Source organism: Dysgonomonas sp. UBA7710 (assembly GCF_002482385.1).
Taxonomy (GTDB): domain Bacteria; phylum Bacteroidota; class Bacteroidia; order Bacteroidales; family Dysgonomonadaceae; genus Dysgonomonas.
The window spans coordinates 1-15,953 of sequence record NZ_DLFW01000045.1; the positions used below are offsets into that span (position 1 = coordinate 1).

At 42.7% G+C, this 15,953-nt stretch carries 9 protein-coding genes; 5 read left to right on the forward strand and 4 right to left on the reverse strand.

Annotation, left to right across the window (positions count from 1 at the left end; translation table 11 throughout):
* Nucleotides 1-702: 702 nt before the first annotated feature.
* Nucleotides 703-2,118, forward strand: coding sequence for a 23S rRNA (uracil(1939)-C(5))-methyltransferase RlmD (gene rlmD, locus B3317_RS14725; RefSeq protein WP_291112959.1), 1,416 nt, complete (start codon nt 703-705; stop codon nt 2,116-2,118).
* A gap of 15 nt (nt 2,119-2,133) precedes the next feature.
* Here rlmD and B3317_RS14730 read toward each other — a convergent pair whose 3' ends face one another.
* Genes B3317_RS14730 through B3317_RS14740 form a run of 3 tightly spaced genes read right to left on the reverse strand, consistent with a single transcriptional unit; the run spans nt 2,134 to nt 4,892 of the window.
* Nucleotides 2,134-3,282 (reverse strand): endonuclease/exonuclease/phosphatase family protein, encoded by a 1,149-nt coding sequence (locus tag B3317_RS14730; RefSeq protein WP_291112961.1) that lies wholly within the window; start codon nt 3,280-3,282, stop codon nt 2,134-2,136.
* Entirely contained in the window at nt 3,266-4,153 is an 888-nt protein-coding gene (locus tag B3317_RS14735; RefSeq protein WP_291112963.1) for a rhomboid family intramembrane serine protease, read from the reverse strand. The genes B3317_RS14730 and B3317_RS14735 overlap by 17 nt, the downstream gene beginning before the upstream one ends.
* Nucleotides 4,134-4,892: a rhomboid family intramembrane serine protease gene (locus tag B3317_RS14740; protein ID WP_291112965.1), complete on the reverse strand. Its 759-nt coding sequence runs from the start codon at nt 4,890-4,892 to the stop codon at nt 4,134-4,136. Before B3317_RS14740 ends, B3317_RS14735 begins: the two co-directional genes overlap by 20 nt.
* A 227-nt stretch (nt 4,893-5,119) precedes the next feature.
* Here B3317_RS14740 and B3317_RS14745 point away from each other — a divergent pair, with 227 nt between their 5' ends.
* Together B3317_RS14745 and argS are read left to right on the forward strand one after the other, a co-directional pair.
* A complete protein-coding gene (locus tag B3317_RS14745) occupies nt 5,120-5,386 on the forward strand; it encodes an HU family DNA-binding protein (RefSeq protein WP_006801109.1) in 267 nt (88 codons plus the stop codon).
* Nucleotides 5,387-5,873: 487 nt separating this feature from the next.
* Nucleotides 5,874-7,670 carry an arginine--tRNA ligase gene (gene argS / locus B3317_RS14750; RefSeq protein WP_291112967.1) on the forward strand — a complete coding sequence of 599 codons (1,797 nt, stop codon included), beginning with the start codon at nt 5,874-5,876 and terminating at the stop codon, nt 7,668-7,670.
* Between the two features lie 4 nt (nt 7,671-7,674).
* On the opposite strand, the gene B3317_RS14755 is transcribed toward argS, so the two are convergent.
* Entirely contained in the window at nt 7,675-8,730 is a 1,056-nt protein-coding gene (locus tag B3317_RS14755) for a DUF6340 family protein (RefSeq protein WP_291112968.1), read from the reverse strand.
* A 228-nt stretch (nt 8,731-8,958) separates the two neighbouring features.
* Here B3317_RS14755 and B3317_RS14760 point away from each other — a divergent pair, with 228 nt between their 5' ends.
* Both B3317_RS14760 and B3317_RS14765 read left to right on the forward strand, forming a co-directional pair.
* The gene (locus B3317_RS14760; RefSeq protein WP_291112969.1) at nt 8,959-11,130 is read left to right on the forward strand and encodes a helix-turn-helix domain-containing protein; all 2,172 of its coding nucleotides are present in this window, start codon (nt 8,959-8,961) and stop codon (nt 11,128-11,130) included.
* Between the two features lie 800 nt (nt 11,131-11,930).
* On the forward strand, nt 11,931-15,431 hold the full coding sequence (locus B3317_RS14765; RefSeq protein WP_291112971.1) for a BACON domain-containing protein: 3,501 nt from the start codon (nt 11,931-11,933) through the stop codon (nt 15,429-15,431).
* Nucleotides 15,432-15,953: the final 522 nt, after the last annotated feature.

The following is a 15,953-nucleotide window of genomic DNA, read 5'->3' on the forward strand; positions in this document are numbered from 1 at the left end:
TCACAAGCCCCCGCTTCCGCAAAATTAAGACTCCAGTAATAAATGAGCGACCAAAAGGTCGCTTTTTATTTTTCAATGAAAGCCACTTCTTGCCTGCTTTGTGGTTGTAATTGCCTTCCTCCAGTAAATTGCTTATTCAATTTAAAAGCTCTTGCAGAACCTGAATAATCAGATGAAAAATAATAAGCCGGAAAAGTAATATAATCTATATTGCTTTATCTATAGATAGGAGTTGTTAGCATTTAGTTAATGACTTATCGTTCTTTGATAAAATGTAGTAAGTGAAAAGTGAAAAACGAAAAGTGATGTGCCAAAAGTAGAAAATGATAAAGACTGTTACCTTTGTTACCTTTTTTGTAGTTACGAGTTGGCAGACTGTTTGCTGTTGACTGAAACAAGTGTTACCTTTGTTACTTTTTTTAAGAGTTACGGGTAACTGCGCTCTGCGGGCAGTTACGGGTTTGCTGGCGTCTTATTTTGTTTCACGCAGAAATGCAAAGGCGCAAGTTTTTATATCTTATCAGTTGTTAACTGATGACTGATAACGGCCACTTATACAATAGCCAAAACCACCGACTGATATAGTATCAGCTAAACGCTGAAAGATGTATTAGCTTTTATATCCATAACTTACACTTATTATTCATAATTCCTAACTATTTCCCTATCTTTGCATCCATTTCCGAAACTAAAGAAACATCAATGAGCCGAAAGAAAAAAGAACTTCCTCTGATAGAGAATGTACAGATTGTAGATATAGCTGCTGAAGGCAAGGCCATAGCTAAAGTCGATGATTTGGTAGTGTTTATCCCGTATGTAGTACCGGGTGATATAGTCGATTTACAGATCACCCGTAAGAAAAATAAGTATGCGGAGGGTAAACCGGTCCGGTTTGTAACATACTCTCCTGACCGGGTAGACGCATTCTGTGAACATTTCGGTATCTGTGGCGGATGTAAATGGCAGATACTACCATATCCGGAACAGTTGAAATTCAAACAAAAACAGGTAACTGATAATCTTACCCGTATAGGGAAAATAGAATTACCTGAAATTCAGTCTATTTTGGGTTCGGAAAAGACAGAGTTTTACCGGAATAAACTGGAATACACTTTCTCTAATAAAAAATGGCTGACTTTGGAGCAATTACGTTCGGCAGGGGACTTTGCTGATATGAATATGGATGCATTGGGTTTTCATATTCCGGGGATGTTCGACAAGGTACTGGATATCAATAAGTGCTGGTTGCAAGATGATGTTTCAAACCAGATACGCAACTTTATCCGTCAGTACTGCCATGAAAAAGAGTATGCTTTTTTTGACCTGCGGAACAGGCGGGGATTGATGCGTAACCTAATCATCCGCACATCTACTACCGGCGAATTGATGGTTATTGTTGTATTCTATGATGACGGGAAACAACAGCAGGAAGATTTGCTGAAAGCCATTGCCGACAAGTTTCCTCAGATTACAGCCCTGCTGTATATTATCAACCAAAAGGCGAATGATACGATCACCGATCAGGAAGTACTGACATGGAAAGGCAATGACTTTATCTATGAAGAGATGGAAGGCCTTAAATTCAAGATTGGCCCGAAATCATTCTATCAGACAAATAGTGAGCAGGCTTATAATCTATATAAAATTGCACGGGATTTTGCGCAGTTGAATGGGGATGAGCTTGTGTATGACTTATACACGGGAACAGGCACAATTGCTAACTTTGTGGCACGCCAGTCTAAAAAGGTTGTTGGGATAGAGTATGTGGAAGATGCTATTGAGGATGCTAAGTTCAATTCACAGAATAATAAGATAGATAATACACTGTTCTATGCCGGGGATATGAAGGATATACTTACTCAGGACTTCATTAATGAACATGGCCGTCCGGATGTAATTATTACAGACCCTCCACGCGCAGGTATGCATGACGATGTTATCAAGTCCATACTGTTTGCCGAACCTCAGCGGATTGTGTATGTAAGCTGTAATCCTGCTACCCAGGCCCGGGATCTGTCTTTATTGGACGAAAAATATAAAGTTACGAAAGTTCAGCCGGTAGATATGTTTCCCCATACTCACCATGTAGAGAATGTGGTTCTGTTGGAGATACGGTAATCCAAGAGCGAAGTATTACTTGAAGGCAAGATATGTCCACACAGGGTAGTGATCGGAATACTTAACCTTATCTACTGTGCAATTATAGGATTCGAAGGCGCGGGAGTGTAGTATAAAGTCTATTCTCACCCAGAAATAGTTTTCGTGATAAGTAATCCCCTGTCCAAAGCCCGAATTAGCATATGAATCGACCAAATCGCCCTTCATCGTGCGATAGGCGTATGATATGGGCGTATCATTGAAGTCGCCGCATACAATAGTTGCTTTAGCATCCTGCTTATCCATAAAACTTCTGATAAGGTTTACCTGCGATTCCCGTATCTGATATGCTGCGCCCAATCTGTCCTGAAGAGTACTGGCCATTTCGTCGAACGATTCCCTGTCCCTTGTTTTCAGAAAGTCTTTATATAGCTTTTTGTCTTCTGTGGTTAGCCTGTTCGATTCCAAGTGGTTTACAACGAGAGTTACAGTACGGTGGTCTATTTCCAGTTTGTGTATAACAGAACCGTTGTATGTGCTTTGGATAGGTATCTTTATGGATTCTGTGATGGGGAACTTTGAATAGCAGGCAATGCCGTAAATATAAGACCTTTTTGTCTTTCTTGATTTCCCTAATTCAATAATAGAATGGTATGGATAGTCTTTCATTATCTCATTTAACTCCTGCACTGAAATGATGCTGCCCTTACTCTTCTTAGTTGCTACTGCAAACTCCTGGAAGCAAACAATGTCGGCATTACTCTGAGTTACATAGTCGAATATGGGGTTATTCTGAGCCTTTTCTCCTGTCAGCCAATTGAAGCCCCTGACATTATAAGTGAGGACCTTTATCTTGTTTGCGGGTATATCTTTTTCCTTGGTTTCCATATGTACGGGAAAGCAGGTAGATATAGGCTGCCAGCAGGCAAGGATTACAACCAACTGTATTAAAGCGTACTTCCACCGAAAGAAAACAGTCCAGAGAATGAGGTAAGCGATGTTGATAAACAACAGAATAGGGAATATTAACCCTAAGTAAGCAATGAAGGTTACTTTGGACGGTACTACTGACCATGCTAGTAACGACAGCAGCAATAATATGATTGCTACGATGTTAGTCGCAAAGACAGTATATTTAATCACTTTGCCGATCTTCTTCCCTAAAAGGCTACTTGTTGCTGGCATCGAATAATCGTTTTTTTTCTGCTGAACTAAGACTATTGTAGCCAGAGGCCTTGAGCTTATCCAGAATGCGGTCTATCTCTTCGGATTCGTTATATTTTCGCTGATTATATTCGTGGTCAGCCTGATTTTTGTATTTAACCTTCATCTTGGGATTTTTCTTGGACTTAGGTTTCGTTAAATTAACGATAGAATCCATTATTTTGTTTATCCAACGGGTTATATCTTTCCCTCTCAGATATTGCTTTGCATATATATATCCCATTAATGCGCCGCCGATGTGGGCTATATGGCCTCCGGGATTACTGGTACTGGTAAGGCCGATGAAATCGAGAACGAAGATTACCAAAGCTATATAGATAATTTTTATCCGTCCCAAAAAAAGGAGTCCGATTTCAGTATTAGGCCGATAAAATGCAACCGCAAATATAATTGCCATTACCGAAGCTGATGCTCCGATCATCGGGGCGTCGCTCATAAGTACAAACATTGGAATCGTGTTGAATGTCAGTACGAAAAGGGCTGCGCCGGCCAATCCTCCGAGTATATACAAGCTACCGAGACTTTTGGCATTGAAATACGAAAGAAATATCTGCCCGAACCAATACAGCATCAACATATTGAATAGTATATGGAAAAAGCCCTCATGAACAAACATATATGTTAACGGTGTCCATAAATGCGTTTTCAATAACTCCAGTTGGGCCGGTATGGCTATATAGCTGATAATGTAATCAGTGATATCTATATTGAAGAGCTTGGTGACGTTGACCGCTATCAATATCAGGAAAACACATATATTGATGACAATCAATCGTATCAATACATCTTTTCGCTTAAGTATCGGTTTTATATTATCCGAAAATATTCCCATTTGTAGTAAATCCTTTTTTACGCCAGTAAAGTAATATAATGAGACCTGTTATAAGCCCTCCGAGATGGGCAAAGTGCGCCACATTATCACCAACTCTATCCACTACGCCTAATGAAAGCTCAATAACACCATATCCGATAACAAACCACTTTGCTTTGATTGGTATCGGTGGAAACAAGAGCATAAGTTCCGCATTAGGGAATAGCATGCCGAATGCAACCAGTATTCCAAAAACAGCGCCTGATGCGCCCAGCATTGCACCATTTAGCAGCCCATTTAAATCACCATATAAAGGATTCGTATAATTTAAACCCTGTGCTATTATTGCAGCGCCTTCATTATATACAGTAGAAATGACCTCTGCCGGTAGAGTAGCTTCCAGCGATTGCAAGCGAAAATATGTAACAATCATCTGCAGCGCAGCCGCTCCTATTCCTGTAATTATGTAATATACAAAGAATTTCTTAGGCCCCCACACTGTTTCCAATACGCGCCCAAACATAAAAACTGCAAACATATTGAAGAATAAATGGCTAATGCCACCATGCATAAACATGTATGTTATAATCTGGTGAGGCATAAAAAGGGATGAGGTGACGTAATGAAGAGACAGGTAATTGTTCAGGTTCACTACATCTTTCAGCATCACAGTCGCAAAATACGCTAATACATTTATGATAAGTAGATTCCGGGTAACAACCGGAATGGAACTCATAAAGCCCGCACTATTCTGATTCATTATCTTTTCTTAAAAATTGTTTTTTCAAAGCCCAAAAGTACTTATATTTTTTCTTTTTCATTCTAAAATGATGTCTACATTTAGATATTTTGCGATTTAGCATGAGTTTTTCCGTTTTTTTTTTATGATTATTAAATAAAACACTTATATTTGAAAACTAGAAACGGAAATAGAGTAAAACGTAATTTCAGTTATATAATGTTTAATTAATCATTACAAAATTTATTATGAACAAGACAGAACTTATCAATGCTATTGCTGAAAAATCAGGCTTGAGCAAAGTAGATTCTAAAAAAGCTTTAGAAGCTTTTATCGAATCAGTAACAGGTGAAGTTAAAGCAGGTGGAAAAGTAGCCCTAGTTGGTTTCGGAACATTCTCTGTAACTCAAAAAGCTGCTAGAAAAGGTATTAATCCTAGAACTAAAGCAGTTATCAACATTCCTGCTAAGAAAACTGTTAAATTTAAAGCTGGAGCTGATTTAGCTGCATTGTAATTTAACTATTACATTTCTAAAAGATAAAGAGCAGAGAAGAAATCCTTCTCTGCTTTTTCTTTATATCCATTACCGGACCTTTTTGTAATCTGAAAAAGGTAACAAAGGTAACACTTTTTTCAGTGAACAGTTAACAGTCATCAGTTAACAACTCGTATCGTAAGATGTAAAAACTTTGCGCCTTTGCGTCTCTGCGTGAAACAAAATAAGACGCAAGCCAACCCGTAACTGCCCGCAGAGCGCAGTAACCCGTAACTCTTAAAAAAGGTAACAAAAGTAACACTTTTTCTACCTATTACTTTTTACCCTCTTTGTAGCCTCCCCTTGGGGAGGTTGGAGGGGCCAATCAATACTTCAAAGAACTCTAAGCTGGTACCCGAAAGCTACTTCTTATTCCATAGATAAAACTTCTCCGCTTTTATAAGCTTTATAGATAGTTTTTTATAATTTTGCAAACTTAATAATGAAAGTAATAAATAACTGATATATGAAGATTGAAGCCAAGTTGCAGGAAAACGTAATAAAGGGAATTGAAATCCTTTACGGACAAACGGTATCGCCCGGGCAGGCCTCATTACAAAAAACGAAAAAAGAGTTTGAAGGTCACCTTACCCTTGTAGTTTTCCCTTTTTTGAAAATGTCAAAGAAAGGACCCGAGCAAACTGCGCAGGAAATAGGGGAGTGGCTTGTTGCAAACACCTCTGAAGTAGAAAGCTTTAATGTAATAAAGGGCTTCCTTAACCTGACTATAGCCGGAGCATGTTGGTTGCAGGAACTTAATTCTGTACGTTCTGTTGAGAATTACGGGATTCATGAGGTTAAAGCAGATGCCCCGTTGGTTATGGTAGAATATTCTTCTCCAAATACAAATAAACCCTTACATTTGGGACATGTGCGTAACAATCTGCTTGGATTCGCTTTGTCCGAAGTGTTAAAAGCAAATGGCAAAAGGGTATTGAAGACCAATATCGTAAACGACCGTGGTATCCATATCTGCAAATCCATGTTGGCATGGCAGAAGTGGGGTAATGGAGAAACCCCCGAATCGAGCGGTAAAAAAGGAGACCATCTGGTAGGTGACTATTATGTATTGTTCGACAGGCATTATAAAGCCGAGTTGGCGGAGTTGCAAGAAAAAGGATTGTCGAAAGAAGAGGCCGAGGCTCAGTCCGAATTGATGGGTGCAGCCCGCGAAATGCTTCGCAAGTGGGAAGCCGGAGACGCCGATACGGTTTACTTATGGAAAATGATGAATTCATGGGTTTATGCAGGTTTTGATGAAACATATAAGAAGCTGGGAGTAGACTTTAATGAGATATATTACGAATCGGAAACTTATCTGGATGGAAAAGAGACAGTTCTCGACGGTTTAAAAAGAGGTGTCTTCTATCAGAAAGAAGATGGTTCGGTATGGGCTGATCTTACAGCCGAAGGGCTGGATCATAAATTGCTTCTGCGTAGCGATGGTACTTCGGTTTATATGACTCAGGATATAGGTACTGCGCAGCAACGGTTTAAGAAGCATCCCGAACTGAACGAGATGATTTATGTAGTGGGTAACGAGCAGAATTATCATTTTCAGGTGCTATCCATCGTTTTGGACAAGCTGGGTTACGAATTTGGTAAGGGACTTGTACATTTCTCGTATGGTATGGTGGAACTTCCCGAAGGTAAGATGAAATCGCGTGAAGGCACGGTTGTAGATGCCGATGACCTTGTCGAAGAAATGGTATCCACTGCCAAAATAACGTCCGAAGAGTTGGGTAAACTGGACGGGGCTACAGAAGATGAAGCAAACAATATTGCCCGTATCGTAGGGATGGGCGCTCTGAAATATTTTATCCTTAAAGTAGATCCGAAGAAGAACATGACCTTTAATCCGAAAGAATCTATCGACTTTAACGGAAATACAGGGCCGTTTATACAATATACCTACGCACGTATCCAATCGGTAATCCGTAAAGCCGGTGAACAGGGATTGTCTATTCCTGCATCGTTGCCTGTTGATACGGAATTGACAGCCAAAGAAGAAAACCTTATACAGTTGCTTTCCGATTATGCTTCCGTAGTGAAGCAGGCCGGAGATGAGTACAACCCTGCGTTAATCGCGAATTACATATACGATCTGGTAAAGGAATATAACCAATTCTACCACGACTATACAATACTGAAAGAAGAAAATACGGCGTTGAAGGATTTCCGCCTCGTTCTTTCGCACGAAGTGGGTAAAATAGTAAAAAGCGGTATGTCGCTGTTAGGTATAGAAGTTCCGGACAGAATGTAATATTTTATTCGGAAACAGAATCAGAATCTCTTTCAAGATCAAGGGGTTCTTCCTCTATCCCAAGCTGTTCTTTCAGCTTGGGTATATTTTTTAGCCTTGTTTCCAGTTCTGTCTTATATAGGGCTACCTGAATGGCCAGTTCCGACCGGCTCTTTTCGGGTAACATCTCAAAAGCTGTGTTTATCCATTTTACGGCATTTTCTATGTCATCGAGGGATTCATTTGCTAAAGCGATATTGGATGCCAGACGTATTTTCTTTGTGGGTTTATTATTGTCGTACAGTTTACCCCAGATATCCGCGGCTTCCGGCCACTTTCCCTGTTCTACATATTTCGCGGCTTGCTTCATCTCCGAAGAGTTGTCCGAATAATACCATCGCTGACTTGTCTTCCATGAAGGTATAAAGTTGCCGGTCATTTTATCGGCGCCTACTACCGACATTTCGGTAACAAGGCTGTTTATTTCGTCTACGTTGTTCTTTATCCGGCTCCAGTCTGTCATTTCCTGTCTGAAAAGGCTATCTATAAGTCCGATTGGGCCGGCGTATTGGGAACCATCTTTGGCGTACACTCTCATAATAACGCCTAGTTTAGAGCCAAGAATACTGTAATTACTAAAATATGCCGTGTTTTCTGTTTCCAGTTGAGCGGAAATGGCGAACAGATTGAGAGATAATAATGCATCCGCATCTTTCTCGTGGCAAATGGCTTGAACTTTCCTTACCGGCAGTAGAGTTATATCATTGTTCGATCCATCATATGTTTTATAAGGATATAGTTCTACTTTGTTGAAGTATTTTTCCTCACTCATAAACTTAGTCAGTGAGTTCAGGAATATTGTGCGTGCGCTGTCCATCGATAAGATAGACGGGCCGTTATTTGGGTTTTCGGTTTCGTCGTCATTGTCTAATGTAGGGCTGTTGTCTACAATAACTACATTCGTAACTTCCGGAGGGAAAGATATAAATGCGGGTTGCCGTATATCTATTGAAATAAAATTGGTTGTGGTACACGAACTCAATATATATATCAATATAATGGAGGTTAATATCTGTTTCATAATACGTTTCATTTGATGCTAACTCTTTATTTTCAATCTCATCGCGACAGGGCATAAATGCCGGAAGATAACAAATGACTCTTCGACCCTAAATGTACAAAATAAGCATTATATTTGTAATATAAGTAAAAGAAAATGTTTAATGCTACATTATTTAGTCATAACTAACTATTGCTGTTTCAGATACGAAAGCAGTAAATAGGTCTGTGACCTTAATTACTAAAATAAATGAATCAACTTTCCGCAAACGAAGTTTTCAGGCTGGCTGCCGATATAGTAAGCAATACTTCACAAAGTGTATTCCTTACGGGAAAAGCCGGAACAGGTAAAACTACATTTCTTCATTATATACGACAAAATGTAGATAAGAATGTCGTTGTGGCCGCCCCTACGGGTGTTGCCGCCATCAATGCAGGGGGAGTGACATTACATTCCCTGCTTCAATTGCCGTTCGAACCGTTTATTCCCAACTTTGAAGGAAAGAAGAAACTGGACTATCATTTCAAGCTGCGCAAGTCTAAAATAGAAATGTTGCGTGAACTCGATCTGCTGATTATAGATGAGGTGAGTATGTTGCGTGCCGATATGCTCGACGCCATCGATTATATGCTGCGCCGCTACAGAAACAACCAGCAGGCCTTTGGCGGGGTGCAGATCCTGTTTATCGGGGATATGTTCCAGTTGCCACCTGTCGTGCAAACTTCGGAATGGGAACTGCTGAAGCATCATTATCCATCCCCGTTCTTTTTCCATGCGCAGGTACTGGCCGATTATACACCTCTTTATATAGAGCTGAAAACGATATACAGGCAGCAGGATCAGCAATTTATCGATATACTCAACCGTATCCGTAACAATTGCGCCACATCTCAGGATTTGCAGGTGCTCAACCAGCGTTATAATCCCACATTCAGACTGCCCGAAGAAAACCGCTATATTGTTCTTTGCACACACAACTATAAGGCCGACCGTATCAATAGTGAAGAGTTATCGAGATTAGCAGGTAAAGAATATAAATTCAACGGGGACGTGAAAGGGGATTTCTCCGAAAATTCCCTTCCAACCGAAGCCAGTCTAACGCTTAAAGAAGGAGCGCAGGTCATGTTCGTGAAGAATGACGCAGGAGAAAAACGCAGGTATTATAACGGAAAACTGGCTACCATTTGCCTCTTGACGGAAGATAAGATACAGGTACGCTTCGAAAACGGGGAGGAAATGGAATTGGAAAGTGAAACATGGCGTAATGTCCGTTACAAACTGAACGAGGAATCCGGAGAAATAGAAGAGGAGGAACTGGGATCATTCACTCAATACCCGATACGCCTTGCATGGGCAATCACTATCCACAAAAGTCAGGGGCTTACATTCGACCGGGTGGTGATAGATGCGGGACAGGCTTTTGCCGCGGGTCAGGTATATGTGGCGCTTAGCCGTTGTACTTCCTTGGAGGGGATTGTATTGTTTTCGCGTATCACGGCGCAAAGCATAAGCACCGACCAGTTTGCTTTGGAGTTCGCGGATAAAGAGCAAAGTCCGGAATATCTCCGTCAGATATTAATCCGGGAAAAACCTCGTTATTGTGCCGGACAGATAAAGAAATATTTCGACTGGACACCATTTATCCGTAGCTTGCATTCTTTGTATGACCTTGCGACAGAAAAGAAAATTCCCAGGCAGGAAGAAACGCAGGCGATGATTGCCAGATTGTGCAGCAGAGCTGTGGAGCAGCAGGAGATAGCCCTGAATTTTACGAAGGAACTGAACCGGATACTGTCGGCACCGAATCCAGATATTAACCATCTCCGGGAACGTGTACAGAAAGGAATCCTGTATTTCCATAAAGATGTGCAGCAATATATAATACTGCCTGTGGAAGAGCATCTGAACAGTCTTAAAAATGCGTCGAAAGTAAAACAATATCTGAAGAAAGCTAAAGAGATACATGTTACTTTACTTCGTTTACTCGAACGCTTGGAGTTTGTCCGCTATGGTGACGTCAATCTTACTGAAGGGCTATCTTTTAATAAGATAACATTGCCTGAAGAAGAAATTACAGAAACAAAACCGGAGAAAAAGGAACGGCCGCAGAAAGGTGATTCGCAACGCCTGACTCTATCTCTCTTCAACGACGGGAAGTCGGTGAAAGAGATTTCCAAGGAACGTAATCTGGCTGTGACAACAATCGAAGGTCATCTGGCCGGTTTCGTACTTACAGGAGAGCTGGCTGTTGGGCGTCTGGTTGATGAAACCAGAATGGAATATATGCTTCCTATATTGAGAGAGACGGCACCTCAGACTCCGTTGTCCGAGATAAAGGAGAGATTGTCCAAAGAATGCTCTTATCTTGATATTAAGGCGGTGATGAATTATATTAGATATACAGAGGGCACGGTCGGTTAGGATTAATTATCTTTTTCTTTGCTCTACGCCGACTTCACCGGATTGGTTGCCCCGCCTTTGAAATAAAGGCCGTTTTCGCAAGGCGACGATTTAATTACGGAATCTTTTGTCATGTACTATGATATTCTCCTCAAAAAACAGTGATAATTAACTATTGACTGCTTTATTTTTTTTATTTCTCTTTGTAGGCGTCTGTTTAAATTTTAACTGAATGTTTTATTATGACTTTCTTTTCGTTCATTTTCAGTCTCTTTTTGGCCGGTTTCTCTGTTCACTCAATTCAAATAACCCGTTATTATCATTCTGCGAACAGAGAAAACATCTCAAAAATAACTCTAAAAATTGGAACGGATAAAATTTAAACAGGCTCTACAAAATTGCACATTATACTTGCATAGTATATTATAATACAAAATAGGCTTTTTTCTTTTTCCGGCATATGATAACACCAGAAATATATAATAATTATACAACTTTTTCCCTCATTTTTTTCTCTGAAAATTTGATGGTTAGCTGTATTTTACTAGAGAGAGAGAGAGAGAGAGAGAGAGAGAGAGAGAGAGAGAGAGAGAGCATACGGACATTACACCAATCCCCGAAACACAAATCCTTTGCGCACACGCGCGTAATATATTTTCCGGTAACATACGAATATCCTGCTGTCACCGGTATCCGGGAGGATGATACTATTTCGGCAGGATGTTTCCAACTTTACACACAAATTTTGGCTGTGCGGCTATAAATATGCCGCACAGCTTTTTTTATTCACAAACGATAAATCTTAAAACACTACACTAAGTATGAAACAAAAACAAAACAAACTGAAACTAACAATTATCCTAATCCTGCTGACTGCATGTATCGGCACTACTTACGCGCAAGTCACGATAGGCTCGGGTCTCGAGCCGGTTCAGGGCGCCTTGCTCGACCTCAAAGAGAAGGATGACCCTTCGGGAGGCGTCACATCTGAAAAGGGGTTGAACCTTTCACGGGTCAGGCTCACCGACCGGAACAACCTTTACCCCATGTTTGAGACTGCTCCCGGATCGGGTATAGCAAACAGCGATTACAATGCTTCGGATAAAAAGGCAGCCCAGGATGCCATACATACCGGGTTGACCGTGTATAACGTCAATGAAGCGAACGGCTTTGTCAAGTGCGTCTATGTATGGGTGGGGAATAAGTGGGTCAGCCTGTGTGACGGTAATACTTCTACCGTCTGTCCGCTGGAGTTGAAAAGCGCGGCCTCGGGAGGTCAGGATAAATACACAGAAACCGTCGAGGCTACAACGAATCAATCGACTACGGCAACATACGCCATCAAAGGGCAATGTTGTACTACAAGTGGCAACTACACATATACGATTCTCTCCGGCACAGGTTTAACCTCCTCGGGCACTGATGTGGAAGTGTCGCCGCAAAATACTTCGGGAGTGTTTTCCGTTACGTTCAGGACTGCGAATCCGGGTGCCGCGCCGCGTGTAACACTGGTTAAGGTAGCCGATCCCTGCGGCAATACGGCTTATTTTACTGCCGTGCAGAAAGGAACTTCTACATCTGCCAATTGCCCTTTAACCCTGGATAATTATACGGAGACTGTTGCGTCAACGGCGCTGGCTCATAGCACTATAACCGCAACAAAAGGTTCGTGCTGTTCAGGCGCCAACTACACTTATACGAAAATATCGGGAGACGGAACTCTGTCCGTTACCACGAATACCAGCGGCGAGTTTACCGTAACGTACAACGCGGCCAATACAAGCGCGGCTCCCCGCGTGACGGTGGTAAAAGTAACCGACGACTGCGGTAATGCCGCTTATTTTGCAGCCGTACAGCAAGGACCCGTTACCGCTACCGCTTCGACGGCTTGTTCCATGACATTTAACGGTACGTCACCCGCAAACGATTCATACGCTGACAAGCCGTATGCAATATTCGACCCGGAAGCGTATGTTTCATTAAATAACGCAAATATTGTAACAGCCGTAAGCAGTTGTTGCTCCGCAGACCCGGCAACGCCATTTTCAATGAGCATAACCGGTGGAAACTTCGACAACAGTGGCAACGTTCATCTCGACTTCATGACCACTCCTAATGAAAATACCCGTAAAAATACGGGGACATTCCGTCTCCAGTGGAAAACGCCAAATCCGAATATAGACCCACGCGTGGCTGTGGTAAAAGTAACGGATGATTGCGGAAACTCTGGTTATTTTACAGTCATACAGAGAGGTAAGGATTCGACAGGCGCCCTGACATTCAAGGGTACTGCGCCGTCGCCCGAAGGCAATAATTATGCCGACAAACCGTATTGGATATCCGATGCCGGTGGCGCTACGCTGGCTAATGCAAATATAGTGACGGCTATAAGTGAAAAATGCCCGTCGGACGAAAACCCATTCAGATCAATAAGTATAATAGGCGGAAACTTCGACAACAGTGGCAACGCTTTTCTGGATTTCACCACCACACCTAATGAAAATGCCCGTAATAATACGGGGACATTCCGTCTACAGTGGAAAACGCCAAATACGTCTTCAGACCCGCGCGTAGCTGTGGTAAAAATAGTGGATGACTGCGACAACATCGGTTACTTTACCGCCGTGCAGAAAGGACAGGCCTCTTCGGGTTCGACAGACAAGTGCCATATGACATTTTCCGGCGGCAATGCATACAGGGACGTGGCGGCAGCCGGAGAAAACAATATTGAGATAACAGCGTCAAGTACATGTTGCACTATCTCCGGCAACTGGAGTTTCACATCCGGCGACCCAGGCGTGATCGGTAGCGGAACTGTTTCAGGCAACGGAACGGCTACCTACCGTGTAAACGTTCCGGCGAACACCTCTGCCGACCCGCGTACGATCCTCCTGACAATCAAAGACCCTTGCGATAATTACGGCTACTACGTCATCATACAGAAAGGCGCGGTATGCCCGGTAACATTTTCCAATAGCAGGCCGTATGCGATAATTGCGTCAACTGCAACCTCCGCCACAACAGGCGTATCGTCCTGTTGCACGATAGCCAATAAGACGAATCTTCCCGTTTCACTTCTCCCTGCCGGCAACTATGCTTCCGCTTCGGTCAGCAACGGTACGCTTACCGTTACCTTTACCGCAAATACGTCTGAAACCGACGACCGTACGGCTGTGGTAACAGTCACCGATGCATGCGGCAACACAGGGTATTTTACGGTAGTGCAAAAAGCAAAAGCCGCCTCTTCGGCTGCTTCCGCCTGCAATATAACCGTCACTGGTACGTCTGGCCTGCCATATGTGATTCTCAATCCGGCCGAAACAGCTATTACCGGTAATATAACAGCCGCTTACAGTCCGGTGAATTGTTGTACCCAATCGGGTAGCTGGACATTCTCCGGCACCTCCGGTATCCTCAGGGGACTTCCGCAGTCGTCATCTACCGGCTCGATCACCGGCGTATCGTTCGACGGGAGCAATACGGGGCAGAGCGATCGCGTAGCCGTGATAAAGGCTGTCGACCCTTGCGGCAATGAAGGCTACTTCGTAGCTATCCAGAAAGGGACACCCCCACTCTGCGAGATAACAGCCACCGAGCGGGTGAAAGTTGTTGCCTCATCAGCGACATCGGCATCTTTTACGAATCTCTCTTCCTCCTCTTGCTGTACGAATCAAACATTCAGTATTGACGGAACAGTAACGGGCGGTTCGGCCACTATTAGCGGCACTACGCTTAACGTTACCTTTGCCGCGAATACATCTGAAACCGACGACCGTATAGTAGTGGTAAGGGTAAAGGACGGCTGCGGCAATGCAGGAACTTTTACAGTAGTGCAGAAAGCGAAGGCTGCCGTAAACGGGATGGGCTCTGTTGGTCAGTTTATTCCCGGCCGCGCCGTGAGGGGCATAGACGGTTGGGCGGCTGTCTTGAACCAATCCTTCCCCGCTGGCAAGTATCGCGTGTACGGCTGGCTTTCAAAAGAATCCACATGGCCAGCTCGCGTCTGGTACAGCGTGAATGGACGCGCAAACAACTCTGTTAGTAGAACACTGGTTGATTACGGAAGCCTGAACGATGGTTCTATATCTGCTTCTAATCTTACGACAGACGGTGAACGTGTGGCCATGATGGCCCTGATGTCACCCGCTTTTGCCAAAAGACAGAGCCAAGTTTGGTATAATTGGTGCGTTTTCGAGATAGTGATACCTGAGGCATGGACTCCGATTGGCTCTGATCCTTATGGCGATCAAGGGGACACCGGAATACCAAGTGTTGCTTTTGACGGACTAGCTTATATACTAGGGTATGTGCGGATGCAGTGAGACTCGTGCTCGCGCAGACGTCCTGTGCTTGTTGCAAAAGATGTCCGCGTGAGCGGTGTTTTTTTTCAACACACAGGAGGCAACCCTTGCTATAAAGGAAAAAAGTTTCCCTTGTAAATAATAACATTCGATTCATTATTTATTGTATTAAGTTTATTGTAAGCCTGTGGGTCGTGATGATCCGCAGGTTTTTGCTTATCAGGCTCCTGCTCGCGTAGACGTCCCGTCTGTGTGTTGCGAAGCAAAAAGTTTGCTCTATGAGCAAGACACGGACAAGATGTCCGCGCGAGCGGCGCTCTATTGAGTAAGAGACGGATTATAAGTTCGCGCTGGCAAAGGAAAAGCTACCATGTACGAAAACATTAAAATGATTATCAAAAGCTCCTGCTTATTCTCCTATTCTCTATCCTGTACTCATTATTATATTTATAAAGCTAAACTTTACTTTTAACTATAACGCAGGCAGAGCCTACGCCAAAGGGGACACACAATGGGCAATAAATATTTTGTGTTTCTTTTCAA

What these genes read in the sequence shown, in the direction of transcription:
- argS (WP_291112967.1), top strand. Translation starts at nt 5,874, where the DNA reads ATGAAGATTGAAGCCAAGTTGCAGGAAAACGTAATAAAGGGAATTGAA.
- B3317_RS14735 (WP_291112963.1), bottom strand. Translation starts at nt 4,153, where the DNA reads ATGGGAATATTTTCGGATAATATAAAACCGATACTTAAGCGAAAAGAT.
- B3317_RS14765 (WP_291112971.1), top strand. Translation starts at nt 11,931, where the DNA reads ATGAAACAAAAACAAAACAAACTGAAACTAACAATTATCCTAATCCTG.
- B3317_RS14760 (WP_291112969.1), top strand. Translation starts at nt 8,959, where the DNA reads ATGAATCAACTTTCCGCAAACGAAGTTTTCAGGCTGGCTGCCGATATA.
- B3317_RS14755 (WP_291112968.1), bottom strand. Translation starts at nt 8,730, where the DNA reads ATGAAACAGATATTAACCTCCATTATATTGATATATATATTGAGTTCG.
- B3317_RS14740 (WP_291112965.1), bottom strand. Translation starts at nt 4,892, where the DNA reads ATGAATCAGAATAGTGCGGGCTTTATGAGTTCCATTCCGGTTGTTACC.
- B3317_RS14745 (WP_006801109.1), top strand. Translation starts at nt 5,120, where the DNA reads ATGAACAAGACAGAACTTATCAATGCTATTGCTGAAAAATCAGGCTTG.
- B3317_RS14730 (WP_291112961.1), bottom strand. Translation starts at nt 3,282, where the DNA reads ATGCCAGCAACAAGTAGCCTTTTAGGGAAGAAGATCGGCAAAGTGATT.
- rlmD (WP_291112959.1), top strand. Translation starts at nt 703, where the DNA reads ATGAGCCGAAAGAAAAAAGAACTTCCTCTGATAGAGAATGTACAGATT.